The organism is Arthrobacter globiformis, assembly GCF_046536215.2.
GTDB lineage: Bacteria > Actinomycetota > Actinomycetes > Actinomycetales > Micrococcaceae > Arthrobacter > Arthrobacter globiformis_E.
In genome coordinates this window covers 4,256,542-4,283,056 of sequence record NZ_CM143421.1, presented here as the reverse complement: position 1 = coordinate 4,283,056, position 26,515 = coordinate 4,256,542, and the positions used below count along the sequence as shown (strand labels likewise).

Sequence of the window (26,515 nt, the reverse complement as noted above, 5' to 3'; positions counted from 1 at the left end):
GTGACGGGAGGGTGGCGTCTACATTGACGTCAGGCCGCCGTCGATGGGGAGGAGCTGTCCGGTGATGTACCGGGCCCAGTCCGACGCGAGGAACACGACCGACGGGGCGATGTCCTCCGGGGTTCCCTGGCGTCCCAGGGGTACCTGCGTTCCGACAAGCTGATCGAGTTCCTTGGTGTCCAGGTGGCCGAGCACGGGATCGTTGAAGCCGGTTTCGATCCATCCCGGGCAGACACCGTTGACGCGGATTCCCTCCTTGGCGTACTCGACGGCGAGCTGCCGGGTGAGGTTCACCAGCGCGCCCTTGGACGTGTTGTAGGCAACGAGGTCCGGTTCGCCGATCAGGCCGGAGACGGACGCGGTGATGATGATTGCGCCGGCCTTCTGCCTGATCATCTGCGGCAGGACCGCGCGCACTGTGAGGAAGGTGCCGCGCACGTTGACGGTGATGGTCTTGTCCCATTCGTCCATGGTCTGGGTCAGTGCGGTTCCCGCCATGAGCACGCCCGCGTTCGCGTGCAGCACGTCCAGCCGGCCGTGGGTGCGGACAATGTCATCGACGACGGCGGCCATCGCCTTTTCGTCGGTCACGTCGGCAACCGCTGCAACACCCTTGTTGCCCGCGTCTTTGATGAGCTGCTCGGTTTCGGCGGCGCGGGCGAAGTCAACATCGGAGGCCACCACCAGGGCGCCGGCCTCCGCCAGGGCCAGGGCGCTGGCGCGGCCGATTCCGTGGCCGGCTCCGGTTACCAAGGCCACCTGGCCGTTCAGGGTCAGGGCGTTCATCTTGTACCTCCGTGGGAGTTCTGCGTGGGGGTCTGAGACGCCGGAGTGACGCTGGTCACGCCGGGCGATTTCCTCTACTGTAAGGGAGCACACACTCTCAGGCAATAGATTTTAGTTTTAAAGGTTTTTACTTCCGATGCCTGACAACCTGGCGTCGCGCACCATAAAACATATATCTCTAAAGTATTGCTCTAATACCCGAATGTGTGATCTACTTCATGCATCTCAAGCGAGCGCGACTGAAGAAGTCGGGCCAAGGGCGCAGCTGCTGCAGAAGGATTTTGCTTGGACCAGCAGCAAACGCACCAAGGTGCGCGGCACCGCCTCCCCCGGGCGGCAGTGCCACGTACTGATATATCTGTTGACTGCCTTTCGTCGACATGCCTGTATTTGTAAACATTTGGCGCGGATCTCACGCAGATCTCAGGGATATGCGTCCGCTATCTGAAGGAAACAAAGGATGAGCTTCAGTTTTGGCACAAAAGCTTCCCCGATCGCGCTCTCTGGCGAGGTTGTGGTCTCTGGGCTCGGCAAGAGTTATGGAGCAGCCCGTGTGTTGTCGGATGTGAATCTGACGATGAACGAGGGCGAAGTCGTCTCGATCATCGGGCCCTCCGGAGCGGGCAAGAGCACGTTCCTGCGGTGCCTGAATTACCTGGAAACACCGACGGAGGGCACGATCTCGATCGGCGGGGCCACCGTTGTGGCCGGCGGGAAGCTGCCGGACAAGGCGAGCCTGGACCACCTCCGGCGGGTGACCGGCATGGTCTTCCAAAGCTTCAACCTCTTCCCGCACCTGACCGTGATGGAGAACATCACCCTGCCCCAGCGCAAGGTCCTAGGCGCCAGCAAGGAACAGGCCCAGGACACCGCGGAAAAACTCCTCAAACGCGTCGGCCTCCCGGACAAAGCACAGGCCTACCCGGCCCGGCTGTCGGGCGGGCAGCAGCAGCGCATCGCGATCGCCCGCGCCCTGGCCCTCTCGCCGAAGGTCATGCTCTTCGACGAACCGACCTCGGCCCTGGACCCGGAGATCGGCCTCGAAGTTTTGGCCGTCATGCGCGACCTGGCGGATGAGGGCATGACGATGCTGGTGGTCACGCACGAGATGCACTTCGCCCGGGACGTGTCCGACCGGATCATGGTGATGGGCAACGGCGGCGTGCTGGAGATCGGCCCGTCCGAGCAGGTCATGAGCCAGCCGCAGAACGAACGCACCCGGCAGTTCCTCAAAGCCGTCCTGGACCGGTGACACAGCGATGATCACCCAACTGCTGTCCTCGATCGCCCAGGGCGTCGGACTCACCCTCTACGTCACCGGCGCCTCGCTCCTGTTCGGCGGGATCATCGGCCTGCTCCTGGTCGGCGCCGCCCGCTCACCCATCGCCATCATCCGTGGTGCCGCCACGCTGTATATCAACGTGGTCCGGGTGATCCCGCCGATCACCTGGCTGTTCCTGATCTATTTCGGCCTGCCCCAGTTCGCGCTGCGCCTGACCACGATCCAGGCCGCGATCATCGGGTTCTCCATCATCGCCTCCGCGTTCATGGCCGAAATCTACCGCTCAGGCCTGTTGAGCATCCCCGACGGGCAGCGCGAAGCCGCCCACGCCCTGGGCCTGAGCACCATCACCACGGTCGGGCACATCATCACCCCGCAGGCGTTCCGGGTCGCGCTGCCCGCGATCGCCACCTACGGCATCGGGCTCCTGAAAGACTCGGCCCTGGCCTCCACCATCGGCGTCCGCGAAATCACCTACTACGCCCAGCAGGCCGCGAAACAAACCCACGAGGGCCTCCTCTCGTTCGTCGTCGCCGGGGTCCTCTACATCGTGATCAGCCTCGTCGTCGCCCTCATCTCACGCCGGGTCGACCTCACCCTGCGCCGGAAGATCGGAGTCGCGTGATGGACATGCTCATCCAATGGCTCGGCTGGCTGCCGAACCTCACCCCCGGACTCATGGTCAGCCTCCAGCTGACCGGACTCTCCCTGCTCTTCGGCTTCCCCCTGGGCCTGCTCTTCGCCGTCATGGCAGCCTCCAAACTCGCACCCCTGCAGTGGATCTCGTTCCTGTTCGTCGAGATCGGCCGCGGCCTGCCCGCCCTGGTCCTGCTCTACCTGCTCTACTTCAGCCTCCCCGACGCCGGCATCACCCTCACGTCCCTCACCACGGCGATCATTGCACTGACCTGGAACACCGGCGCGTACGCCTCCGAATACTTCCGCGCCGGCATCGCCTCCGTCCCGCTCGGGCAGAAAGAAGCAGCCCTCACCTCCGGGCTGCGCGGCTGGACCGGGTTCCGGCTCATCATCCTGCCCCAGGCCCTCAGGATCTCCACCCCGCCCCTGGCCGGCCTCGCCGTCCTCGTCTTCCAGGGCAGCGCCCTCGCCTTCGTGATCGCCGTGCCCGAACTGATGTCCAAGGCCTTCGAAATCGGATCCATCACCTTCGAATACCTGTCCGTCTACCTCCTCACCGCGGCCATCTACGGCTCCCTCACCCTCGTCTTCCTCGGCCTCGTCCGGCTCCTCGAACAACGGCTCGGCCGCCACCTCCAACGCAACTAAACCCGCTCCGCTACCCCCAACTTCACCCCTCCCGGGCATCCGCCCACCACCCCAACAGAGAAAGAACCACCATGTCGCGAACTCCCCGTACCCTCGTGCGCGCACTTTCCGCCGGCAGCGCCGCCGGCCTGCTCGCCATTTCCCTCTCCGCCTGCGGCGGCAGCGAGGCCAGCAGCGTCGCCTCCGACTGCAAACCGGCCCACGCCGACCTCAAAACCATCACCCAGGGCGAGCTCACCGTCGCCAGCTACGACTACGCACCCGCCACCATCCTCAACGGCGACAACGTCACCGGCATGGAGGGCGACCTCATCGGCGAGATCGCCAAACTCGAATGCCTCAAGGTCACCGTCAGCACCTCCGGCGGCGCCGGAGCCGTGATCCCGTCCGTCCAGTCCAAGCGCGTTGACATTGGTTCGGGCAACTGGCTGCGCACCAAGGAACGGTTGAAGATCGTCTACTTGAGCACGCCGTTGTGGAGCGATCCGCAGGCCATCGTCTCCACCAAGGGCCTTACCAGCGACGACCTTGAAGGTAAGAAGGTCGGCTCCGTCGCCGGCAACCTCTGGAACGACAGCATGCAGAAGTGGCTTGGCGACAACTTTAAGATCTACCAGGACGACGAGTCCATCTACGCAGACCTCAAAGCCGGCCGCATCGATGCCCTCGTGGCATCCGCCGCGTCCGCCAACTACCGGTTCAAGGACGCCCCCATCGAGGGCGCCACGGTGATCGACGTCAAGCCCAACCCGAAGGTCCCCCAGTTCGCCGGGGTAGGCCAGGTAATGCTGCCGTCGAGCCTGGACAACGAAGCGCTCGGCAAGGCACTGGACGAGGACATCCAGAAGCTCCGCGAAAACGGCACCATCAAGAAGATCCTCGAAAAGTACGGAGTGGACCCCAAGGTCGGCGAGCCCGGCACGCCCACAGAACTCTGACCGCCGCGTTGTTCTGGACCAGTGAGGCGTCGGATTTCCTGTCCGGCGCCTCCTGGCGGTCCACAGGCGTCGAATGGGCGTCAAAACTTTCGGAATGCAAAGCACGCAAGGGAGCATGCACATGAGCGGAATAGTAGTTGTAGGGGTCGATGGCAGTGACACGGCCAGAAAAGCTGCGGAGGCCGCAAGAGACCTGGCCACAGCACTTGGCGCGACCCTCCACGTGGTCTCAGCCTTTGACAGCGAGCGGTCTGACGTTTTCGGCACGGGCAGCAGCAAATGGCTCGTGTCGGACGCCGACAAGGCCGAACACGTCGCCAGGGCCGTAGCTGACACCCTGGGCGGGGACATCAAGATCACCTCCGCTGCGGCCCCCGGTCGGCCGGCGGATGCCCTTATCAGGGAAGCGCTGAGCAAAGAGGCCCGTCTTATTGTGGTGGGCAACCGCAGGATGCGAGGCATTGGACGCGTTCTGGGCAGCGTCGCCAACAGCGTGGCTCACAGCGCGCCCTGCGACGTTTACATCGCCAACACATACGAGGACTGAACGGGTAAGGAGCCACATTGCACGACGTAATAATTGTCGGTGGCGGTGCCGCGGGGCTTGGCACTGCATACTATCTGCGCGACTCAGGGCTGGACGTGCTCATCCTGGAATCCGGCCATGACATCGGCGGCCGGTCGCACACGGTGCAGCTTGCAGGAACATCGGCGAACTCGGGCGCGATGTTCGTTTACAGGGGGACGAAGTCGGAAGAGCTCGTGAACGAGCTGGGGATCAAAACCGTCCCCTTCCTTCCGGAAACGTACGGGATCCACGTCAACGGCAAAACCGTGGTGGCCGAAGCCAACGAGGACGTGGCGGCCGGCCTCAATCTCACAGAGTCCGAAAAAACCGAGCTCATCAAATTCATCGACACGTCCCTCACCGAGTACCGGGATTACGTCAACGACAGGACTTCAGCGGGAGACCTCAGCAGGCTTTCGGATGAGACGGTGGCCGAGCGTATCGCCGACCTGCAGCCGGCAGTCCAGAGCATCATTTCGACGGCGATCCGCGGCGGCGCCGTGGGCGATCCCGCCAATCTCTCTGCCAAGTACGCGATGCGCTACTTTGCCAGCTACCTGGCACGGGAGAAGAACAACCGGCTCTTCGCACTGGACGGAATGCAGTCCATTCCCCGGGCCATCCTGAAACGCCTGCCTGACCAGTCTGTCCGCTACAACACCCGGGTGACGGACGTGGCCCTGCTCGAAGAGCAAAATGTCTACGAGGTTTCCGTGAAGGGCGAGGCCGGCGAGGAGAAGCTGACCGCCAGGCATGTGGTTCTGGCCGTTCCCGCCCCTGTCGTTCCGGATATCGTCACGGACCTGCCCGAATGGAAGACTTCGGCGCTCAATAGGGTGGCCAGCCCCGGCAGCACCACGCTTAACATCGTTGCCGATATTGAAGGGCTGCCCGAGTTCAAGGACTGGGCCTTCATCGTGACAGTCGGCATGCCCTTCGACGCCATCATCAACCCTGTCCCCGGCGGCACGGAGGAGGCCTCCAAGGCAAACATCCTCCAGCTGACCTGCTACGGAAATTCCTCGGGCTACCTTCCGGGATTTGCCGACGACGAGGAAAGGGTCGCGCAGTGGATGGAGGACGTGTACACGGTGGCCCCGCAGCTTCGGGGCCGGGTCCTAGGTGTGCACGCCCAGACCTGGCAGCACTGCTTCGCACTACTCAGCCCGGAGCGGGCGGCAGCCCTTCCTGAACTGCAGCGTTCGATCGGATCGCTGCACTTCGCCGGCGACTACACCTCGGAGACCGCCGGTACCCACGGGGCGTACACGGAAGCTGAACGCGTTGCTTCCCTGATTAGGGCCTCCCTGCGGCCCTCGGACTAGCAGCGGCACAGCGGGTATGGGCCTCACCGTCAGGCCCATACCCGGCCGGATTCCGTGCAAGGATGAAGCCACTGATAATTTCGGTAACCCTGACGAACCGTGAACACCAGTGATCACATGGAGAAACTAAAATCCGATCCCCTCAATGAAACGGAGCTCGGCAAGACCCTGGGCGTGGGGCGCACCACCATCCGTGAAGCATTTCGGCGCCTGGAGTGCGACCACCTTATCGTTTCGTATGCACGCAGGGGAACCTTTGCCGCCACGGTGGACCTTGCGGAACTCTCCGAGGTCACCGAAGTCAGGACACTGCTGGAGCCGCTCGCGGCACGTCGGGCTGCCAAGTCCGCCAGCCCCCAGCTCCGGGACGAGATCCGCCAGCGGGCCGTGTTTCTCGATGAGCTGGATCCGGCCACTGATGAGCTCACCCTGATGCGCCACGATATGGCAGTACACCGGCTGATCTCTACCAGGCCGCGGGCAACAGCCGGCTGCAGGAGATCCTCATCCGGTATGACAACCTGGCCACCCGGATCTGGTGCTATCTCCTGGACAAGCTCCCGTCCGTGGCCGGCCACATCAAGGAGAACGCCGTCCTGCTCAGGGCCATCGCCGACGGCGACGCGGACCTCGCATCGTCGCGGGCAGAGGATTCCATTTCCGGATTCGAAAGGCTCGTCCGAAAAGTCCTCTGCACCAGCCTCCAAACCCAACGCTCTCTCAGCTCCTGCGCGTTTTGCCCCAACGCTCTATCAGCTCCTGCCGCTTTCCACCGGATCCTCTCTCACATCCTGCCGCCTCCAACCCAACGCTCTCTCACATTCTGCCGCTATGGGTTGATGGTGGCTGTCACCACGGAGAAGAGCCTGGAGTAGTTCGGGCATACGCTCAATTTCTCATCGGCCGGAACGCGCGCACCGTCCAGGGTCACCTTGGCGCCAGCGGCCAGGGATGAGCCGTCCGGCAAGGCCAGTGCTTCGCCCTTGAACGCAGTGCCCTGGGGGAAGATGAGTGTGGTTGACTGCCCGTCGCGGGTCCGCACCACGATGCATCCGGCCCCATCCGCCCCAAGACTGCCGACGAGCTGGCCGCTTTCCTCGGGAGCGGACGAAACTCCGGCGTGCACCACGGCCTTCTTGCCTCCCGCACTCTGTACCACCGCCGTCGGCATTTCCTGCTGTACCGAAGGCGCAGCGGATGTGGGAGCGGGATCCGCCTGCGGTGCCGAACATGCCGAAAGCGCGATGATCGCGGCAAAACTGAAGGCAGCGCGGTGCGCCATCTAAGTCCCCCTGATTGTCATGGAGCTTCCGGGCGATGAACCGCCATATCCGCCAGTCCGACGAAGGTCATGGGTCTTTCCGGCTTGTCCTCGAGCTTCAGGGTCACGAGGCCGGCGTCGCGGCGGGTCGAAAGGACACGCAACGGAATCCCGCCGAACTTCACGATCTCGCCGGCCCGCACGCCTTTGAGGCGGACCCTGTCTTCCGTTGTCTTTTTGATGATTACAGCCCAGCCCATCATTCCTGGCGCGGTGTCCCCGCGGCAGCGTAAAGGTTATGCCGGGCAACGGGCTGCATCATTGCACGTCCACACAGTTCATCCGCCGGGCTTCGGCATGTCAAACCGCCGCGACACAACTGCTGGAAAACCTTCCCACGCGGACCGTGGCCGAATACCGTAATGCCTGACGACCCGATTAGGAGGAACCGATGCGCAAGGTGACCGCCGGACTGTTCCACTCCGTGGATGGCGTGGTGCAGGACCCGTTCAATTTCCAGTTCGACAGCTTCGATGAGGACCTTGGCAAGGGACTGACCAAGATGATCAACACCGTGGACACAGTGGTCCTCGGGCGGGTCAGTTATCAGGAATGGGCGGGCTACTGGCCCAACGCTTCGCAGGACGAGGACTTTGCCGCCTTCATCAACCCGGTGGAAAAGTTCGTCGCATCGCGCACCCTTTCGGAGCCGCTCGAATGGCAGAATTCGCACCTGATCGGGGCACCGCTGGAAGAGTTCGTCACCGATCTTAAAAAGCGCGACGGCGGCGAGATCGCCGTGTGCGGCAGCATTTCAGTCACGCGGCAACTTCTGTTCGCCGGCATCCTCGATGAGTTGACCCTGATGACGCATCCGGTCGTGGCCGGCAGCGGGCGCCGGCTGTTTGAGGACGGCGATCCGCTGACACGGCTCGAACTGAAGGACCAGTACAGGACCAGCAAGGGAAACGTCGTCAGCACCTACAGCGTGCGCAACGTCTGATGCCTTGATGCCTCCGGCTGCCCTGTCAGGTCCGGATGGTTTTGAGTGCGGTGGACCAGGAGATGAGCTGGTCCAGCAGCGGCTTCAGAGCTTCTTCCGCGTCATGGCTCGGCGTGAAGACGGTGTAGTTCTCGAACTCTGATGCGAAGGGCAGCGCCACCTGGGCGCGGACGCCTGCCATTTGCAGCTCAGCCGCAATCAGGCGGAGGTTCTCCACGGCCCGCACTCCCCCCGCGCTTCCGTAGCTGACGAATCCGGCGGCCTTGTTGTTCCACTCTGCGTAGAGGAAATCCAGCGCGTTCTTCAGCGCGCCCGGAACGGAATGGTTGTATTCGGCGGTCACGAAGATAAACCCGTCAAACTTCGAGATGGCCTCCGCCCAGACTTTCGTGTGCTCGTGCGTGTACTGACCCATCGACGGCGGTATGGGCTCGTCCAGCAGCGGAAGGTCAAAATCCGCCAGGTCAAGCAGCTCGAAGTCAGCGCCGCCACGGGCACTCGCCCGGCTGTACACCCACTCTGCGACCTGCCTGCTGCGGCGCTGCGGACGCGTGCTGCCGATGACCACCGCTATCTTCACCATGATTCACTCCCGTTCATTGCGGTAATTCCTTGATACAGCGGCACCGCCCCGGAAGCCATAGCCGCGGTCTTCACATGCCCAGGTGAGAGAGCGTTCGGGAAAACCCGACAGGAAATGAGAGGGCGTAGGGGGAAACCCTGCGCCAAGTGAGAGAGCGTTTTATCTCGACGCCCCCGCCATGCCGCGTTAATTACAACTGCGTTGCCGCTAAAGCAACAACAACCGCGGACCGTTCCAGCGCCGATTCCACCGCAACTGCCACCACTCATCGGCTGCGCATTCGAAGCAAAGCCCAAAATACCCATTGACGGATGAGCTGGATCACACCTAATCTGATGCAACAGTGTTGCAACACAAGCAACCCCAAGTTTTCATTGGTGGACACATGGAACACCCGATAACCCAGGCCGGAGCAGCAGCGCAGCTGACCGGCACACCCCACACCGGCGACGACGTCAGCAAGGACACCCGGCGCCGGGTCATCACCGCGAGCTTCATCGGCAACTATGTCGAGTGGTTCGACTACGCGGTCTACGGCTACCTGGCCGGCATCATCTCCACGGTCTTCTTCCCGGAGGCCGACCGCCAGACAGCGCTCCTGGCAACCTTCGGCGTCTTCGCCGTCTCCTTCTTCGTCCGTCCGCTGGGCGGCTTCTTCTGGGGCCACATCGGCGACCGGCTCGGACGGCGAAAGGCACTGTCGCTGTCGATCGTCATCATGTCCGTGGCCACGTTCTGCATCGCCCTGATCCCCGGCTACGGCACCATCGGCATCCTGGCGCCGGTCCTGCTCCTGCTGGTCCGCGTCGTCCAGGGGTTCTCCGCCTCCGGCGAGTACGCCGGCGCCTCCGCCTTCCTGGTGGAGTACGCACCCGCACATCGGCGCGGACTCTATGCCGCCGTCGTACCCGCAAGCACCGCGGCGGGACTGCTGCTGGGCAGCCTCCTGGCAGCACTGCTCACCACGACACTCAGCGAAAGCCATCTGCACGACTGGGGATGGCGCCTGCCGTTCCTGCTCGCCGCGCCGATGGGCCTGATCGGCCGGTACATCCGTACCAAGCTCGAGGACACGCCGGCCTTCCGCGCTCTCGCCGAGGACGAAAACAAAACCAAGGCGCCGGCCCGGGACATGTTCCGGAACAACAGGCGGCAGTTGATCATCGCCACCGGCGCGGTGCTGCTGAACGCCGTCGGCTTCTACGTGATTCTCAGCTACATGCCCACCTACCTCGCCGAGGAACTGGGCTTCGGCGCCGGGGAATCGTTCCTGGCCACCACCATCGCCCTGGCCAGCTACATCGGCTTCATCTTCCTCACGGGCATCGCCTCGGACAGGTTCGGCCGCAAGAGGATGCTGATCACCGCGTCCGTGCTGTTCATGCTGGTGACGGTGCCGGCGTTCATGCTCCTGGAGACGGGCAACTTCCTGGTAATCGTGCTCGTCCAGATCCTGCTGGGCGGCATGCTCACCCTGAATGACGGCACGCTGCCCAGCTTCCTCGCCGAACTCTTCCCCACGAAGACCCGGTACAGCGGCTTCGCCGTCAGCTTCAACCTCTCCAACGCCCTGTTCGGCGGCACCGCCCCGTTCATGGCCACCCTCCTCATCGGCCTCACCCACAACAAGCTGGCCCCCGGCTGGTACCTCGTGGCCGCCTCACTGGTTTCCCTCATCGCAGTCCTGTTCGCCACGGAGACTTCCAAGAAGCCCCTGCAGCAGCACTGACAACACCCACCCCAGAAAGAAAAGGAAAGCACCGCATGACCACCTACCAGACCGAAGCCGTCAGCGACGTCGCCAAGCTCGAGCGCCTCAAGGTCCTCAACAACGGCGAGAAGGTCACCCTGACCTTCTCGGACGCGGAGTTCGAGCGACGCCTTGCGGGCCTGCGCAGCATCATGGCCGAGAAGGACCTGGACGCCGTCGTCCTGTCCAGCTACCACTCGATCAAGTACTACTCCGATTTTCTGTTCACCTACTTCGGCCGCTCCTACGCCATGGTGGTCACCAAGGAGGACACGGTCACCGTCACCGCAAACATCGACGCCGGGATGCCCTGGCGCCGCAGCTACGGCGAGAACCTCGTCTACACCGACTGGCGCCGGGACAACTTCATCTTTGGCATCCAGGAGGTGCTGCGCACCCGCGGCATCAATGTCCGCCGGCTCGGCGTCGAGGACGACTCGCTGCCGCTGGACAACCGGAACAAGATCCAGGCCGCGTTCGAATCCGCCACCCTGGTGGACGTGGCCCAGGCCGCGATGCGTCAGCGCATGATCAAGTCCGCCGAGGAAATCGAGGTCATCAAGCACGGCGCCCGGATCGGCGACCTCGGCGGCGAAGCCATCCGCAACGCCATCACCGCCGGCATCACCGAGTACGAGGTGGCCCTCATCGGCACCGAGGCCATGGTGCACGAGATCGCCCGCACGTTCCCGAACTCGGAGATCCGCGACACCTGGGTCTGGTTCCAGTCCGGTATCAACACCGACGGCGCGCACAACTGGGCCACCACCCGCAAGATCCAGGAACACGACATCCTGTCCCTGAACTGCTTCCCCATGACCTCCGGCTACTACACGGCCCTGGAGCGGACGCTGTTCTACGGCGAACCGGATGCCCGCTCGCTGGAACTGTGGAACATCAACGTCGAGGTCCACCGCCGCGGGCTGGAACTCATCAAGCCCGGCGCCGTCTGCAAGGACATCGCCGCCGAGCTCAACGAGATCTACGTATCGCACGGCTTGCTTGCCAACCGCACCTTCGGCTACGGCCACTCCTTCGGCGTCCTCAGCCACTACTACGGCCGCGAAGCCGGACTCGAGCTGCGCGAGGACATCGACACCGTGCTCGAGCCGGGCATGGTGGTCTCCATGGAACCGATGATCACGGTCCTCGACGGCCAGCCCGGCGCCGGCGGCTACCGCGAGCACGACATCCTGGTGGTGGGCGAGGACGGCGCCGAGAACATCACCAAGTTCCCGTTCGGCCCTGAGCACAACATCATCAGCGCCTAGCCCCACGGGTTAGGGGGCATGCCCTCCCCCGCCGGCCGTTGTCGGCAAGGCTTGTGATTTAGCAGCCTTGGGTTAAGTACGACGACGGCGGGCGGCCGGGAGGGCATGCCCACCTCCGCTTCCGGGGCAACAAAGACCGGACGCAGGGCAGCGAAGAAATATAGTGAACACCATGACTCCCCCGGCTTCTTCAGCGAACCCAGCCCCCGACGCGGCCTCCAACTCGGGCAAAGACACTGGCAAGGACACCGGCAAAGACGCCGCCAACGGCGACGCCCGCGGCGCCTCGGTGATCGTCAACGCCATCGCAGTGCTGCGGAGCTTCACCGCGGACGAGCCGATGCTGGGTGTAACCGAGATCGCCAGCCGCGTGGGCCTGCACAAGAGCACCGTGTCCCGGATTTTGGCCACATTCGAGCAGGAGCACCTGGTGGAGCGGGACCCGGACACGCGGCGTTTCCGGCTGGGACTGGGCCTCATCGCCGTCGCCGGGCCGCTGCTGGCAGAACTCGAGGAACGCCGGGTGGCCTACCCGGTGCTGCGGGAACTCACCGAGCGCACCGGCGAGACCAGCGCCCTCATGGTGTGGAACGGCACCGAGTCGATGTGCGTGGAGCAGATCGCCAGCCGCCAGCAGGTCAAGCACACCACCCCCCTGGGCGCACGCTACAACGACGCCCTCAGCGCCTCGGTCCAGATCTTCCTCGCCGGCGAACAGCCCGAACGGGTGAACACCCTGCTCCGCAGCGGCACCATCACCCTTCCCGTCCTCGACAACCACTCGGCGGAGGAGTACCTGCAGCGGCTCGTGGAAGTCACCAAACGCGGCTGGGCCATCAACTACGGGGAAACGTCCATCGAGGAAGTCGGCATCGCGGCCCCCGTCTACGACCACCGCGGGGACATCGCGGCCGCCGTCCTCATCCCCGCCCCCAAGTTCAGGGTCTCCCCCGACACCCTGCAAAGCCTCGGCGAAGCCTGCGCCGCCGCGGCCCGGCAGGTCACCCAGCGCCTTGGAGGCGTGGCGCCGAAGGAGCGCCGGAGCGCATAGTGATACGACGGAGTTACTGGATGCGTAAGAAGGGCGCCGCATGATCGAGATCCTGAACACCGCCGAACTGGCCCGTGCAAAAGTGTCAGGAGCCCTGGTGGCTGACATCCTGCACACGCTGAAGGGACGCAGCGCCGTCGGCACGAACCTGTTGGAAATCGACCAGTGGACCAAGGCAATGATCCTGGAGGCCGGAGCCGAGTCCTGCTACGTCGACTATGCGCCGTCCTTCGGCCGTGGGCCGTTTGGCCACTACATCTGCACGGGCGTCAACGACGCCGTGCTTCACGGACTGCCCCGCGACTATGCGCTTGCCGACGGGGATCTGCTGACTCTGGACCTCGCCGTCTCCAAGGACGGAGTCGCTGCGGACGCTGCCATCAGCTTCATCGTGGGCGAATCACAGCCCGCGGAAAGCGTCGCGATGATCGACGCGACAGAACGGGCATTGAGCGCGGGAATAGCCGCTGCCCGGCCCGGTGCACATATCGGCGACATTTCCCACGCCATCGGTTCTGTCCTCAGCGAGGCGGGCTACCCGATCAACACCGAGTTCGGCGGTCACGGCATCGGCTCGACAATGCACCAGGACCCGCACGTTCCAAACACTGGACGCCCAGGCCGGGGATTCAAACTGCGGCCCGGGCTGATGCTCGCGCTGGAGCCGTGGGTCATGGCGGACACGGCCCGGCTCGTCACCGATGCCGACGGGTGGACGCTCCGAAGTTCCACAGGCTGCCGTACGGCCCACAGCGAGCACACCATCGCGATCACCGACGACGGAGCCGAAATCCTCACCTTGCCCAGGCACCGCTAGACCCCCTTCACCACTAGGGCCGCTTCTGGTATTCTTGGCCGGAGCCGGAAGCCCTCGCGTCCGGCATGCCTCCACGATGTCGCTCAACATGGGACTGCCCAACCCCGAAAGCGCGCGGGCCGGAGTGCAGGCCGGTGCTGAAAATGACATTGGCATTCCACGATATTCGGGGGCGGCCGCCAGAACCGTCGGCTGGTCCTGGGAGACGGCTCGTATGCCAAGGACTGTGAGACAGCCGGGGGCAGTGGGGCGCCTCATCGGGCAGTTGAACGGCGCCGCGGCTCCCTGGCCGGTAATGGCCAACGGGAGCACTGGCGGACACCGGCATGAAGCAGTAAGGGGGACGACGCTGGCGTCCGTGTCCGACGGATCGAAGGTGCGCCGGAGCGGGTTTCCGTCAGCCTTGGCGGGCTTTCATCCGCGGGTTTTTCTTGTTGATGACGAAGGTGCGGCCGCGGCGCCGGACAATCTGGGCGCCCGGTATTTTCTTCAGTGCCCGCAGTGAGTTTCGTACTTTCATGAGTTGCTCCTTTGTGTTGCTTCGGTTGTCGGTTTCAGGTTGAACGGGTCCGTGATGGTGCCGGGGCTGGAGGTTATCTCCTCTTCGGTCAGTTCGCAGCCCCTGAGCAGGGCAGCGATCTCGGTGGCGTCGACATCATCACCCGTGACGGCCAGGACCGTTCCGCGGTCGCCGAATACGGGGTGCCAGTCGAGTACGGCTCCCGGACCATCGGCGGGAAAGGCTATCTGAAGGGGCTCGCGCATCGCCTGCCAGGGCCCCGTGTTCTCCAGCCAGACCCTGGGCCCGATGCCCTGAAGGGCGATCCTGCAATCCGGTGCTGATGCCATCCAGATCCGGCCGCGCAGCCAGCAGGACCCTTCAGCTAGGGCTGCCAGGGCGTGACGGAAGCGCCCTGGATGCAGGGGCCGCTCAATCTGCTGGACCACGGTAGTGAAGGGCGAGGAAGATTCGGCTGGGATCCGCAGGGAACCCGGGACGGTGCGTGCGGTTGCTTCGGCGAGGTTGTGCCGACCGAGCCAGAGGTCGCCTACGCTGTCAGTCACTGCCGCATGCGGGGCCAGCTCTTTGATCAGCTGGATTCCGCGGGCACGTGCTGCAGGATCAACAGGCACCAAGGCCGGGTCCGCAAGCAGGACGGTGTCGCTGAACGACAGCTCCTCCAGGAGGAACTCCCCCGGCGTCCGGTCATCCTCCGGAACGGGCGTGAAGCCGGACTCGAACAGCGAGTGATGATCCCAGATTTGGTCCTCCACTGTATCCGGGGCGCAGGCCAGCACAACGGAATCAATCGTGAACGCGCCTCCAAGCCCCCTCAGCAGAGCGTGCACGGCCGTTGACGAGGCTACGGCAGGGGGCAAACCCAGAATAAGGCGGGAAGCCGCCCGCAGCAGCCTCTTCACCGTGGGTACGACGTCCAGTCGCACTGTGCAGCTAAGGCATCCGTGTTCCAGAGTCGACTCTTCCCGCTCAATGCGCCGGCCCTCCTTGAAGAGCCTTCGGATCACGAGCCCGTCTTCTAAAAGGTCATGGAAGACAACCACGGTATCCGGAGTCTCCGCTGCCAGTGCCGCGCAGGCCTTCTGCCGGCTGAAAACATCCAAGGAACTCACAACAGTCACATGCATACTCGCCAGCCTATATGCGAATGATTCTCAATTGCAAACAAGGTCCACGTTACCAGCGGCTGTACGCTATGCAGCGCGAGGACGGCGATCGGTCTCGCTGGCCACCGTCTACCGGATTCTGCAGTCCATGGCCCACGATGGCGAAGTCGACGTGCTGCGGACCCAAGACAGCGAAAGCCACTATCGCCGCTGCCACCGCCAGGAACAACACCACCACCTGGTCCGCCGCCTTTGCGGACACGCGGTTGAGGTCGCGGAAGCACAGTGGAACGCTGGGCTGGGCGCATCGCGCGTGAACACGGCTTCGCCGCTGTCTCCCACACGGTCGAACTCCTCGGAATCTGCGCGGGCTGCGAAGGCGTCGTCAGGCGCTGATTCTGGATGCTCGAACAGGATGGGCACGGGGATGTGACCGAACGGTGGCTTGCCACATCAGCTAGGCCGGGAGAGCGTCGTTATCTCGCCCGCATCGGCGCTGGTATCGCCGGGGCGGCCTGGTTTGAGAGCGAGACGGCCACGACAGAGGGACTGTCCCGCATCGACCCGGCCGGCGCGGCCTCCTTCGCCGCCAACGCCGACCGGTTCAAGGCCGAGCTCGGGAAACTCAAGGAGCGCACTGCCGCGCTGAAGGCGCGGCGCGGCGGCGAATCCGTCGCCATCACCGAACCGGTCCCCCTCTACCTGCTTGACGCGGCCGGGCTGGTCAACAAGACCCCGGAAGAATACAGTCACGCCATCGAAGCCGGCCAGGATGTCCCCGTTCCCGTCCTGCAGAAGACCCTGGACCTCATCTCGGGCCACGCCGTGAAGATGCTCGCCTACAACGAGCAGACAGAAGGCCCGCAAACCAAGAAGCTCAAGGACGCCGCAACCGCGGCCGACGTCCCCGTGGTCAATTTCACCGAAACCCTCCCCCAAGGCCAGGACTACCTCCAGTGGATGAGCGCGAACGTCGACCACATCGAAAAGGCCCTCCAACCGGAAATCAGGCTGGCCGCCGCCCGGGGCGGCCCCACGGACACGGGTACCTCGCGTGCCGGCGGCGGCACCGGCACGGTGCTGCCGCTGGCGCCGTAATCCGGGGACCGTCTCAAGGGGCCACACCGTCACGGGCGTCACAAGGTTTTCCCACGCCGCCTTGCGTAAAGTCTGGGGTTGTCACAGCGGCGTGGGTCCTACGGGGGGAGGCAGAGATGGAACTTCGCGGCCCGCTGCGCCTCTTCCGCACGATCCTGTTCACCGGCAGGGCCGCGTCCGCGGCCGGCCCCCGGGCATGTCCCCGGAGGCGAAGCGTTTTCTGTCCCGGGAACTACAGTTCTGACCGCGCTACTGCCAGGGCGCCGCTGAGAGCCGCAAGATTCCTCGTCATTGCCTGCCTTTTCTCCGCTGGGCTCATGACCCCGGCAGGTGCCGCCAATGCCGGGGGTGCGCCGCCGCCTGACCACACCATACTGGGCTACGACATCTCCTGGCCCCAGTGCGGCAGCGACCTTCCGGAACCCCTGGGATTCGCCATCATCGGCGTGAACGGAGGCAGACCGAACACCACGAACCCCTGCCTGGCCGCGCAACTCACCTGGGCCGCCGGCACATCGGAACCGGCCAAAACCCCGCCAGTCGCGCTCTACGTCAACACAGCCAATCCCGGACCAACGGCGAAGGGGTGGTGGCCCACATCCAACGTCCACCACGGCGCCCACATCCCCAACCCCTACGGGGCGTGCAACGGTGCCGACACCGCAGCCTGCGCGTACATCTACGGGTACGCCATGGCCTACGACGACGTAAACCGCCGTGGCGTCCCCGACGCCGCGCACCACATGTGGTGGATGGACGTGGAAACCGGGAACAGCTGGTCATCCAACCGCGCAGCCAACGCCGCAGACTTGGAGGGCATGACCGCCTATCTGCAAAGCATCGGAGCGGAAGCAGGCATCTATTCCACGACCTATCAGTTCGGTGAAATAGCCGGCACCGTTGGCTCCGACAGCAACTTGAACAAGCTCAAGAACTGGGTCGCCGGCGCAACTTCAAAAACCTCCGCGCGCGCCTACTGTTCCTCTACCCCGCTCACCCCCGGCGGGGCCGTTGCCCTGACGCAATTCACTGCCGGATCATACGACTACAACTATCCATGCCGCCCCCTCCCATCAAAGCAACCAGCGCCCCCGCCCAAACGACAGGATCCACCGCACCCGCTCAATCAGCCGGATCCACCGTACGTACACTCACCAATGCGCTTTTATTAGCTTTCCGAGTCCCGTACAGGTTCGTTTAAGGGCGACCTACACCTCTTCTGATCCGGTTCTCGAAACCTCCTCTCGAGTCCCAAGGGTCTCAACAGTCTCGGGCACGCGCAGCGCCATCTCTGTCTGGAACTGGCATCGCCCGCCAAGCCCCGTATTGGCACGCATCACCGACAGGGAACTTCGTCCGGACGGGGACTTTCTGAATAGCGGCGTACGGGTCCGGCCTGATCCGAAAGGAGCCGACCATGCCAGAGTCTAGGGCCTGTGCCGGCAAAGAGATCATTGGCAGCATCGTGAGCCCCATCTTGCTCCGCCGGATCGGCGCCGAGTCCTTAAGTCACCAGGCGCTGTGTGCGTGATGTCAGTAGTGCTCCAAAACTAGCGCGCCCGGCTCGGCCTCAGAGGTCGGGCCAGACCTCTGTTTCCCGCAGCTAGACACGTTGCCCGCGGGCCTTGGAAACGTTACCAATCAGAACTGGGATGACAAATGCGCAGAGGAGTTCCGACAGTTCTGTGCAGCCAACGTCTGAAACTGACATCGGGCCCCTTCGTATTGTCGTCTGCTGTCCTGGAAGGTCCTGGAAGGTCCGCATCGTGTCCACGCAACGCTGATCATCCAGGACCACTAGTGTCATGCGGTCAGTTTCGCAGGCGCACGACCGGCCCTAAGTGTCCGACCCGCTGAAAGTCCGGCTTCATCGGATCGACCTTTTGGGCACGGCCTTGCCACCCGCTACGACAAACTCGCACTCACCAACCGTGGCGGAGCCGTTCTAGCATCCGTCATCGTCTGGCTAACGGCTCCAGGAGACAGCTCTACGAGCCCAATTAGGGTGCCGCTGCCTCTTCGGGCGCCGGAGCCGGGGCCGCAGGAGCCGGAGCAACAACCGGAACCGGCGCAGGCGCAACAACAGGAGCGGGCGCAACAACAGGAGCCGGGGCGGGCGCAACAACAGGAGCCGGAGCAACAACCGGTTCCGGCGCCGGAGCGGGCGCAACGACAGGAGCCGGGGCAACAACCGGTTCCGGGGCGGGCGCAACGACAGGAGCCGGAGCAACAACCGGTTCCGGTGCCGGAGCGGGCGCAACAACCGGAGCCGGCGCAGCAACAACCGGGGCCGGAGGCGGCGTAACCACCGGAGCTGGTGCAACCGGCTTGGGCTTAGGGGCGACAGTCGGTGCGGGAGCCGGCTTGGGCTTGGGCTTCGGCGCGACCGTCGGCTTCGGAGCCGGCTTGGGCTTCGGCGCAGCCGCCCTCGGTGCCGGCGCCGGAGCTGCCGGCTTGGGCTTCGGCGCGGCCGCCCTCAGTGCCGGAACCGCAGCCACCGTCGGAGCAGGCGACGCGACCCACATAACGGAAGGCACCGTTGCGAAAACGGACGCCGTGACTGGAGAAGAAAACCCGTTTGCCGGCGCTTGGTCCGTGACCGTGTGCCGGGGGGCGCTTGCCCCGACCGGAACAGCCCAGGAGGGCGTCTCCGTAGCGGTGCCGGACTTCCCGTAGTCCGTCATCCTGATGTTGGCAACGGGCCCCGAGTGCCGCAGCCGCAGCAGCGTCCAGTTATCAGGGTCCGTGTGCCTCCCGTTCAGAATCGTTTCGAAGTGGAGGTGGCATCCGGTCGATGACCCCGTGGTCCCGACCTTGGCGATGAGCTGCCCCACCTGGACCGGCTGGCCCTTCTTCACACCGATGCCCTCAAGGTGGTTATAGGTGGTGATCAGACCGTTGCCGTGATCGATTTCCACCCGGTTGCCGCCGCCCCACGGGTGCCATCCCACTGCCCGCACCACGCCGGAATCGGCGGCATAAACGTTGGTACCACAGGCGGCAGCGAAGTCCTGGCCCCAGTGGAATTCACCTGCCGAGCCGCTGATGGGACTCGTCCGCAGCCCAAAGGGTGAGGTGGGGACCAGGACATCCAACGGCGCCATCAGGGTTCCTGCCGCCGGGCGCCGCACCGTCGTAGAAGCCGCATGGAGTTTTTGGCTCACGGGCTTTGCCGAGGTGAAGACCACGGTACGGCTGTAGGACACGAACGCGTCCGGAGACGTCGAGATGGCACCGGAGGCTGTAACGAAGGTGCCTGAAGCGGAGCCCACCGCCGCCGAGGCCAGGGCGGTCGATCCGAGCGGCACATTGACCGCGATGTCACCACGCATGTCGGCGGGCACCTGCCCGGAGATGAGACCGGACGAAAGAACCGGGCCCGTGCCCTGGATTCCAAAAGCATAGACCGCCAGGAACGCCGCGCCGGCGCCGATGCGAACGGCACGACTCAGAACCGGACGGCCCGGAACGGCATGACGTAGGTCCTGCGGCGTGCGCCGGACAGCGGTTGGTGCCAGATGCTTTGACATTAGATCTCCCCCATAAAAGGTCGCCGGATGCTATGGATAGCGGCATGCTCCTAACATGGGAGCATGCCCGGCAGGCCTGCGAAACCGATCCGGCCGCATATGTGCATAAGCTAGGAAAATCTTGACCGGGCCCTAAGGTGAATTGCGCAAATCTTTAGCGGGCGTTGAGCAATCCCGACCCTCCACCACCGAAACCGACCGTAACCCCCAGGCGGCCCGGGCCCAGGCCTGTCGTGCGGCGCAGGGCCGGTCTCACGGGAAGTCCGGCACGAAGGACGGAAGCCCAGCACAAGGCAGGGCCCACCCAAGTAGGTCGCAGCACAGGGCGTTCCCAGCGCTGGGAAGGCCCTGAAGTGCTACCTAGTTGGGCCCGTGGAGGGTGAGGAGGCCGGGCGGAGCAGCCAAAGAAAAAAGCCGTAGTCCCCGGCACCGGACGGGAGTAATCTGTACAGCGCCCGGCCCGTGACGCCCGGCCCGCCCCGACACAAGAAGCAGCCGACTGCGGCGCCCCCTCCCGGTAAACCGAAGCACCACGAAGCACACAGCAACCAGCCAAAAACCAATAAGAACAAGAGTCAATGAAGACCGCCTAGGAGGGGCCCCATGCCTTCATCCAACAGCAGCAACAGCAGTGCCGGCAGCAGCCACAGCGTCCCCATTCCGCAGCCTCCCACGAAACCGGTGGTGGGCAACCTGCCCGACATCGACGCCAGCAAGGGCGTCCTGGGCCTGGTGGAGGTGGCCGAAGAGTACGGACCGATTGTCCGCATCGAAGTTTTCAACCGCAACATGATCGCAGTCTCGTCCCAGGAACTCGTCAACGAGGTCTGCGACGAGACCCGGTTCGGCAAGGTCCTTGGCATCTCCCTGCGCCAGGTGCGGGAGTCCGCGGGCGACGGCCTGTTCACCGCCGAAACCGAGGAACCCAACTGGCAGAAGGCCCACCGGATCCTGATGCCGGCCTTCGGTCCCGCCGCCCTGACGAGGATGTTCGCCGGCATGGACGACATCCTCGAACAGCTGCTGCTCAAATGGGAGCGGCTCGGCCCCACGGCGCGGATCGATATCCCGGACAACACCACCCGGCTGACCCTGGACACCATTGCGCTGTGCTCGTTCAGCTACCGGTTCAACAGCCTGTACCGGGACGAGATGCACCCTTTCATCGGGGCCATGGTCCGTTCCCTGATGGAGTCCCGGGACCGGTCGCGCCGGCTGCCGGTGCAGAACAAGCTCATGGTCCGCAAGCGTCACCAGTTGGAGGAGGACCGTGCGCTGATGCAGGAGGTGGCCGAGCAGCTCATCAGCGACCGGCGCCGCAACCCCAGCCCTCCCGGCAGCGAGGACATCCTGGACACCATGTTGAACGCGGCGGACCCGGTGACCGGCGAGCGCCTGCCCGAGGACAACGTCGTCAACCAGATGGTGACGTTCCTGGTGGCCGGCCATGAGACCACCAGCGGCCTGCTCTCCTTCACCATGTACGAACTCATGCGCCATCCCGAAGTGCTGCGCAGGGCGCAGGCCCTGGTGGACGAGGTGCTGGGCAGTGAGAGTGCCAAGTTCGAACACCTGCCCCGGCTCGGCTACCTGGACCAGATCCTGAAGGAGACGCTCCGGCTGTGGCCCACCGCCCCGGCCTTCAACGTGGCCCCGTACGAGGACACGGTGATCGGCGGCAAGTACGAGGTGCCCAAGGGCCAGACCATCATGATCCTGATCCCCCAGCTGCACCGGGACAAGACGGCATGGGGCGAGGATGCGGAGCTCTTCAACCCGGACCGGTTCGCCCCGGAGCGGTACGCGGCCGTCCCGCCCAATGCGTGGAAGCCGTTCGGCAACGGGCAGCGCTCCTGCATCGGCCGCGGGTTCGCCCTGCAGGAGGCCATGCTGTTCCTGGCCAAGGCACTGCAGCGCTTCGACATCACCCCGGCGGATCCCGGCTACGAGCTGAAGATCAAGCACACGCTCACCATGAAGCCGGAAGCCCTGTACGTCCACGTCCGACGGCGGAACGTCCGTATCGACGCAGCGGCAAGTGCCGCCGTCGGACTGGAGGAAACGAAAGAGGCGCCGGCACCGGCGGCCTCCGCCAACGGCGTTCCGATCCGGGTGCTGTACGGGTCCAATGCGGGCACGTCCCAGGACTTTGCGCAACGGATAGCGAACGACGCCGGGCGGCGGGGTTACAGCCCGATGATCGGTCCGCTGGACAGTGCGGCCGGCGGGCTGCCCACGGAGGGCCTGGTCGCCGTCGTCGCATCCTCGTATGAAGGGATGCCGCCGGACAATGCCAAGAAGTTCATGGCCTGGACCGAGGGCCTGCAGCCGGGCAGCCTCCGCGGCGTCCGGTACACGGTGTTCGGCAACGGCAACCGGGACTGGGCACGGACCTACCAGGAGGTGCCCAAGGCCATCGACGCCCGGCTCGAAGCGGCCGGTGCGGAGCGGATCTACGACCGCGGCGAGGCCAACGCCCGGGGCGACTTCTTCGGTGATTTCGAAGAATGGTACGCGGGATTCTGGCCTGCCGTCGACGGCGCCCTCGGCCAGCGAACCAGCGCACCCACCGGGGTGCCGCAGCTGGCGGTCAACTTCGTGGGGAACGTCCGGGACACGCTGCTGCGGCAGAACGATCTGGCGCTCGGCACCGTCGTCGTCAACCGGGAGCTGGTGGACATCACCAAACCCCATGCCCGGTCCAAGCGGCACGTGGAGGTCGCGCTGCCGGAGGGCATGAGCTACCGGACCGGCGACTACTTGGCGGTGCTGCCGCTGAACCCCAGCGATCTGGTGCAGCGGGCGCTCACGCGGCTTGCCCTGGACTACGATTCCCACGTGGTGCTGGCCATGGAGCACGGGGACACGTTCCTGCCCACCGGCACACCCGTGGCCGTGGGCGAGCTGCTGAGCAGCTACGTGGAGCTCGCGGTTCCGGCCACCCGGCCGCAGGTGGAGCAGCTGGCCGAGGTGGCCACTGACCCCGCCGAGCGGGCCGAGCTGGAGGCGCTGGCGCAGGACCGGGAGCGGCACGCGGCGGAGATCGTGGACAAGCGCGTCTCGCTGCTGGACCTGCTGGAGATGTACCAGTCGTGCCAGCTTCCGTTCACGTCGTTCCTGCAGCTGCTCACCCAGCTGACGCCGCGGCGGTACTCGATCTCGTCGTCGCCGCTCTGGAGCCCTGACCACGCGACCCTGACGTTCGCCGTCGTGCAGGCCCCGGCATGGTCCGGGCGCGGCACCTTCGAGGGGGCGGCGTCCACGTACCTGGCCCAGGCGCGGCCGGGATCGCGGGTGGCGGTGATGGTGCGGCCGTCGAACGCGGCCTTCCATCCGCCGGAGTCCCTGGCGATGCCGGTGATCATGGTGTGTGCCGGGACCGGGCTCGCGCCGTTCCGCGGCTTCGTGCAGGACCGGGCGCTGAAGGCCCAGGCGGAGGGGATCAGGCCGGCGAAGTCGCTGCTGTTCTTCGGCTGCCGGGCGCCGGACACCGATTTCCTCTACCGGACGGAGCTCGAGTCCTGGGCGGAGCAGGCAAACCTGGACCTGCGGCCGGTCTTCTCCAAGGCCTCGTCGGACGGGCAGAAGTACGTCCAGCACCGGCTCTGGGCTGACCGGGAGGACGTCAAGGAACTGGTGCGGCAGGGTGCCACGGTGTTCGTCTGCGGCGACGGGAAGAACATGGCGCCGGAGGTCCGCGAGACCTGCGAGCGCATCTACCAGGAGGCCACCGGCGCTTCGGACGCGGATGCCGATGCCTGGATGGACGAGGTGGAGCGCACCCACGGCAGGTACGTGGCGGACATCTTCACGTAGGGTCCTGGAACGCAGCAAGCAACCCTGTAACGCAACAGCAACGCGGGGTCACTTAGCGCCCAATGAAGGCGGAATATTGGGCGCTAAGTGACCCCGCGTTGCTGTGCATGAGGGTCTTCACAGCGCCGTCGCAGAGCAGTACCATGCCCCGGCCACGGTTCCAGCCTTTTCCCAAGGTCGGATGGACAAAGTGATTGCCTTGGGGAATCAACACAGAGAATTAAGCCACGGGCAGGGAGGTCCCCGTGGTCCGGATCTGGTCTCGGAATCCTTATTGGGGTTGACAGGGGCAGCAGCTGACTTGGCTTGCGCCTCATGCCAGGGAGGCACTGACCATGACCGAAGAATCCGCCAACACCAGCGGGCTCGCGCGCCGCACGCTCCTGCGTCTGGGTGCGGCCGGAGGAGCAGCAGCCGCAGTCGCCGCCGCCCAAAGCTGGGCCGGCCCGCTGCTGGCGCAAACCGGGCTGCCCTCACCCGACGGCGCTTTTGCCGCCGCGACGACGGCCCTCAGCGACGCCCTGTACATCGAGGCCTTCCCTACGAGCCCGCTGATCCTGTCCCCGTTCAACGACCCGCTGCTCATCCCCAAGGCGCTGGCCCCGGTCCCGAAGTCCGTGGTCAGCTCCTGGAAGAACCCGCCGGGACCGGAGCCGGGGCAGCAGAACTCGCTGCGCAATGAGCGGCACCAGGTCTGGACGAGCGACGTCGGTCTTCCGGATCCGATCGTCTACAAGGTCAACCTATTGGTGCGGACCCATTCCTTCACTACGTCGCAGGTGCTGCCGATCGATGCCAACGGCCGGCCGGCGGTTTCCTTCGATGCAAACCGCAAGACCTTCCCGGCCGGCACCAAGCGGACATTGCCTGCCAGCACCATCTACGGCTTCAACGGGACCTTCCCCGGGCCGAGGATCAACGCGGAGTATGGCCGGCCGGTCCTGGTCCGGTTCGAAAACCACCTCGACGAGAATCCGCTAAAGCTGGACCGGCAGGACTTCGGCTCACCGGACTTCTCATTCCTGACCCACCTGCACAACTCCCACACTGCACCCGAGAGCGACGGGAACCCGCACTATTCGATGGTGGCAGGGCCGAGGCACCGGGGGTTCCGTCCCGGGATGTGGGTGGACAACCTGTATCTGAACCGGCCCGCCGGCGGCGATGACCGGCAGAAGCAAAGCTTCTTCTGGTTCCACGACCACACCATGGACCATACCGGCGCGAATGTGTACAAGGGCATGGTTGGCCTGTACCCGATTTACGATCCGAAGAACGGCCTGGACATGGGCGACGAGACCCGTGGGCTGCGGCTGCCGGGGGTCCGCACCAACAACCCGGACGGGTCGTTCGACGTCAAGTACGACATCCCGCTCGCCTTCACCGATTTCCGGTTCGACGACGGCGTGACCATCCATAAGGACTTCCACGACGGGCTGGGCGAGTTCCCGGCCGCCAAGAATCCCAGGACGCACCCCGAGTGGTGGGGAAAAACCTTCTACAAGCACTTCCCCAACCACGGCTTCGTCGGCGACATCTGCACCATCAACGGGACGGCCTTCCCGGTTCTGGAGGTAAAGCGGCGCAAATACCGGTTCCGGTTCCTGGACGCCTCGGTTGCGCGCATCTACGAGTTCAAGCTGATGACCTCCACCAGAGGACCGAAGTCATCAGCATCCCTTGGCTACAACGGCGAGGAACTCCAGGGCCAGTACCGTATCGAGGACGGGCAGCAGTGCATGCAGTTCAACGAGATCGCGGTCGACGGCGGCCTGTTGCCAGTCCCGATCAAGCGCAATTCGTTTGAGTTGTGGCCGGCCAAACGGCGGGAGGTGATCGTTGATTTCACCCGTTACCAGGACGGCACGCCCACCACGAAGGGCGACGTCATCTACCTCACCAACGTCATGAAAATGCCCAACGGGCGGAAGTGGGCCGCATCGACGCGTTTCTCGCCCGATCCCAAATACAAGGTGCCCCTCCTCAAGATCGTCATCGGCGACCCGGTTCCGGACAACAGCCGAATCCCCGCCGCCCTCCGTGCGCGCCCTCCGCTGCCGAGCAACTGGCAGAGCCTGCTGGACAACCGGCTGATCTTCGAGGTGCAGCGCGGCAGCGCCGGCGGAGAAACCGAATGGCTTATCAACGGCAAGCCCTTCGACCCGCAGCATGTCCTGCCAAGCCTGAAAAACCCGGCCGGCCGCACACCCCTGGCCCAGCAAAAGAAGGGAAGCTTCAACCTCTGGGAGCTCCGCAACGGCGGCGGCGGCTGGGTGCATCCGGTGCACCTCCATCAGGAGGAACACCAGGTGGTCATGCGCGACGGCAAGGACGTCACCCGGACACCGGACCCCGGGCATCCTGACGACATCTCCGGCGAGGACACGGTGGCCCTGGACCCAGGCGAATCGGTGATCCTCTACCGCGGTTTCCGGGACTTCACCGGACCCTACGTAGGCCACTGCCACAATCTGAGCCACGAAGACCACGCCATGATGTTCGCCTGGGAAATCACACCGTAAG

The 26,515-nt window shown here is 64.7% G+C and carries 24 protein-coding genes and 1 pseudogene; 18 read left to right on the top strand and 7 right to left on the bottom strand.

The genetic code is table 11. The features are described from left to right. Nucleotides 1-18: 18 nt before the first annotated feature. Nucleotides 19-786: an SDR family NAD(P)-dependent oxidoreductase gene (locus R5O87_RS19400; RefSeq protein ID WP_410556654.1), complete on the bottom strand. Its 768-nt coding sequence runs from the start codon at nucleotides 784-786 to the stop codon at nucleotides 19-21. A gap of 460 nt (nucleotides 787-1,246) precedes the next feature. Here R5O87_RS19400 and R5O87_RS19395 point away from each other — a divergent pair, with 460 nt between their 5' ends. The 8 genes and pseudogenes from R5O87_RS19395 (at nucleotide 1,247) to R5O87_RS19360 (ending at nucleotide 7,061) form a co-directional block, all read left to right on the top strand. After that, complete coding sequence (locus R5O87_RS19395) at nucleotides 1,247-2,038, top strand: amino acid ABC transporter ATP-binding protein (RefSeq protein WP_410556655.1); 792 nt, start codon at nucleotides 1,247-1,249, stop codon at nucleotides 2,036-2,038. 7 nt (nucleotides 2,039-2,045) lie between these two features. Beyond that, nucleotides 2,046-2,693 (top strand): amino acid ABC transporter permease, encoded by a 648-nt coding sequence (locus tag R5O87_RS19390; protein ID WP_410556656.1) that lies wholly within the window; start codon nucleotides 2,046-2,048, stop codon nucleotides 2,691-2,693. Then, the gene (locus R5O87_RS19385) at nucleotides 2,693-3,355 is read left to right on the top strand and encodes an amino acid ABC transporter permease (protein WP_410556657.1); all 663 of its coding nucleotides are present in this window, start codon (nucleotides 2,693-2,695) and stop codon (nucleotides 3,353-3,355) included. Before R5O87_RS19390 ends, R5O87_RS19385 begins: the two co-directional genes overlap by 1 nt. Before the next feature lie 71 nt (nucleotides 3,356-3,426). Beyond that, complete coding sequence (locus R5O87_RS19380; protein WP_410556658.1) at nucleotides 3,427-4,293, top strand: substrate-binding periplasmic protein; 867 nt, start codon at nucleotides 3,427-3,429, stop codon at nucleotides 4,291-4,293. 121 nt (nucleotides 4,294-4,414) lie between these two features. Further along, the gene (locus R5O87_RS19375; protein WP_410556660.1) at nucleotides 4,415-4,840 is read left to right on the top strand and encodes a universal stress protein; all 426 of its coding nucleotides are present in this window, start codon (nucleotides 4,415-4,417) and stop codon (nucleotides 4,838-4,840) included. 17 nt (nucleotides 4,841-4,857) lie between these two features. Next, a complete protein-coding gene (locus tag R5O87_RS19370; RefSeq protein WP_410556661.1) occupies nucleotides 4,858-6,186 on the top strand; it encodes a flavin monoamine oxidase family protein in 1,329 nt (442 codons plus the stop codon). Nucleotides 6,187-6,303: 117 nt separating this feature from the next. Continuing rightward, nucleotides 6,304-6,591, top strand: a pseudogene (locus R5O87_RS19365) (GntR family transcriptional regulator); the annotation flags it as partial. 86 nt (nucleotides 6,592-6,677) lie between these two features. Continuing rightward, complete coding sequence (locus R5O87_RS19360) at nucleotides 6,678-7,061, top strand: hypothetical protein (protein WP_462836446.1); 384 nt, start codon at nucleotides 6,678-6,680, stop codon at nucleotides 7,059-7,061. Here R5O87_RS19360 and R5O87_RS19355 read toward each other — a convergent pair. Both R5O87_RS19355 and R5O87_RS19350 read right to left on the bottom strand, forming a co-directional pair. Beyond that, nucleotides 7,016-7,468: a hypothetical protein gene (locus R5O87_RS19355; protein ID WP_410556662.1), complete on the bottom strand. Its 453-nt coding sequence runs from the start codon at nucleotides 7,466-7,468 to the stop codon at nucleotides 7,016-7,018. The two genes, R5O87_RS19360 and R5O87_RS19355, sit on opposite strands and share 46 nt — an antisense overlap. Before the next feature lie 17 nt (nucleotides 7,469-7,485). Continuing rightward, the gene (locus tag R5O87_RS19350) at nucleotides 7,486-7,710 is read right to left on the bottom strand and encodes a hypothetical protein (RefSeq protein ID WP_410556663.1); all 225 of its coding nucleotides are present in this window, start codon (nucleotides 7,708-7,710) and stop codon (nucleotides 7,486-7,488) included. A 188-nt stretch (nucleotides 7,711-7,898) separates the two neighbouring features. Here R5O87_RS19350 and R5O87_RS19345 point away from each other — a divergent pair, with 188 nt between their 5' ends. Next, complete coding sequence (locus R5O87_RS19345; RefSeq protein ID WP_410556664.1) at nucleotides 7,899-8,450, top strand: dihydrofolate reductase family protein; 552 nt, start codon at nucleotides 7,899-7,901, stop codon at nucleotides 8,448-8,450. A 25-nt stretch (nucleotides 8,451-8,475) separates the two neighbouring features. On the opposite strand, the gene R5O87_RS19340 is transcribed toward R5O87_RS19345, so the two are convergent. Beyond that, nucleotides 8,476-9,033: an NADPH-dependent FMN reductase gene (locus R5O87_RS19340; protein ID WP_410556665.1), complete on the bottom strand. Its 558-nt coding sequence runs from the start codon at nucleotides 9,031-9,033 to the stop codon at nucleotides 8,476-8,478. A 385-nt stretch (nucleotides 9,034-9,418) separates the two neighbouring features. Between R5O87_RS19340 and R5O87_RS19335 the strand changes: the two genes are divergently transcribed. The 4 genes from R5O87_RS19335 (at nucleotide 9,419) to map (ending at nucleotide 13,922) form a co-directional block, all read left to right on the top strand. After that, complete coding sequence (locus R5O87_RS19335; protein WP_410556666.1) at nucleotides 9,419-10,762, top strand: MFS transporter; 1,344 nt, start codon at nucleotides 9,419-9,421, stop codon at nucleotides 10,760-10,762. Nucleotides 10,763-10,797: 35 nt separating this feature from the next. Continuing rightward, nucleotides 10,798-12,054, top strand: coding sequence for an aminopeptidase P family protein (locus tag R5O87_RS19330; protein WP_410556667.1), 1,257 nt, complete (start codon nucleotides 10,798-10,800; stop codon nucleotides 12,052-12,054). A gap of 172 nt (nucleotides 12,055-12,226) precedes the next feature. Beyond that, entirely contained in the window at nucleotides 12,227-13,105 is an 879-nt protein-coding gene (locus R5O87_RS19325; RefSeq protein ID WP_410556700.1) for an IclR family transcriptional regulator, read from the top strand. 40 nt (nucleotides 13,106-13,145) lie between these two features. Further along, a complete protein-coding gene (gene map / locus R5O87_RS19320) occupies nucleotides 13,146-13,922 on the top strand; it encodes a type I methionyl aminopeptidase (RefSeq protein ID WP_410556669.1) in 777 nt (258 codons plus the stop codon). 397 nt (nucleotides 13,923-14,319) lie between these two features. On the opposite strand, the gene ykgO is transcribed toward map, so the two are convergent. Both ykgO and R5O87_RS19310 read right to left on the bottom strand, forming a co-directional pair. Then, nucleotides 14,320-14,442: a type B 50S ribosomal protein L36 gene (ykgO, locus tag R5O87_RS19315; protein WP_011693081.1), complete on the bottom strand. Its 123-nt coding sequence runs from the start codon at nucleotides 14,440-14,442 to the stop codon at nucleotides 14,320-14,322. Continuing rightward, the gene (locus R5O87_RS19310; RefSeq protein ID WP_410556670.1) at nucleotides 14,439-15,197 is read right to left on the bottom strand and encodes a GTP-binding protein; all 759 of its coding nucleotides are present in this window, start codon (nucleotides 15,195-15,197) and stop codon (nucleotides 14,439-14,441) included. The genes ykgO and R5O87_RS19310 overlap by 4 nt, the downstream gene beginning before the upstream one ends. Before the next feature lie 217 nt (nucleotides 15,198-15,414). Between R5O87_RS19310 and R5O87_RS19305 the strand changes: the two genes are divergently transcribed. The 3 genes from R5O87_RS19305 (at nucleotide 15,415) to R5O87_RS19295 (ending at nucleotide 17,818) form a co-directional block, all read left to right on the top strand. After that, nucleotides 15,415-15,981 (top strand): transcriptional repressor, encoded by a 567-nt coding sequence (locus tag R5O87_RS19305; protein WP_462836340.1) that lies wholly within the window; start codon nucleotides 15,415-15,417, stop codon nucleotides 15,979-15,981. After that, the gene (locus tag R5O87_RS19300; RefSeq protein WP_410556672.1) at nucleotides 15,951-16,646 is read left to right on the top strand and encodes a metal ABC transporter solute-binding protein, Zn/Mn family; all 696 of its coding nucleotides are present in this window, start codon (nucleotides 15,951-15,953) and stop codon (nucleotides 16,644-16,646) included. Before R5O87_RS19305 ends, R5O87_RS19300 begins: the two co-directional genes overlap by 31 nt. A gap of 317 nt (nucleotides 16,647-16,963) precedes the next feature. Next, the gene (locus R5O87_RS19295) at nucleotides 16,964-17,818 is read left to right on the top strand and encodes a glycoside hydrolase family 25 domain-containing protein (RefSeq protein ID WP_410556673.1); all 855 of its coding nucleotides are present in this window, start codon (nucleotides 16,964-16,966) and stop codon (nucleotides 17,816-17,818) included. 828 nt (nucleotides 17,819-18,646) lie between these two features. Here the strand turns inward: R5O87_RS19295 and R5O87_RS19290 are convergent. Next, nucleotides 18,647-20,176 carry a M23 family metallopeptidase gene (locus tag R5O87_RS19290; protein WP_410556674.1) on the bottom strand — a complete coding sequence of 510 codons (1,530 nt, stop codon included), beginning with the start codon at nucleotides 20,174-20,176 and terminating at the stop codon, nucleotides 18,647-18,649. A gap of 603 nt (nucleotides 20,177-20,779) precedes the next feature. Between R5O87_RS19290 and R5O87_RS19285 the strand changes: the two genes are divergently transcribed. After that, nucleotides 20,780-23,992, top strand: coding sequence for a bifunctional cytochrome P450/NADPH--P450 reductase (locus R5O87_RS19285; RefSeq protein WP_410556675.1), 3,213 nt, complete (start codon nucleotides 20,780-20,782; stop codon nucleotides 23,990-23,992). A gap of 335 nt (nucleotides 23,993-24,327) precedes the next feature. After that, the gene (locus R5O87_RS19280) at nucleotides 24,328-26,514 is read left to right on the top strand and encodes a multicopper oxidase family protein (RefSeq protein WP_410556676.1); all 2,187 of its coding nucleotides are present in this window, start codon (nucleotides 24,328-24,330) and stop codon (nucleotides 26,512-26,514) included. The last annotated feature ends 1 nt before the right edge of the window (nucleotide 26,515 follow it).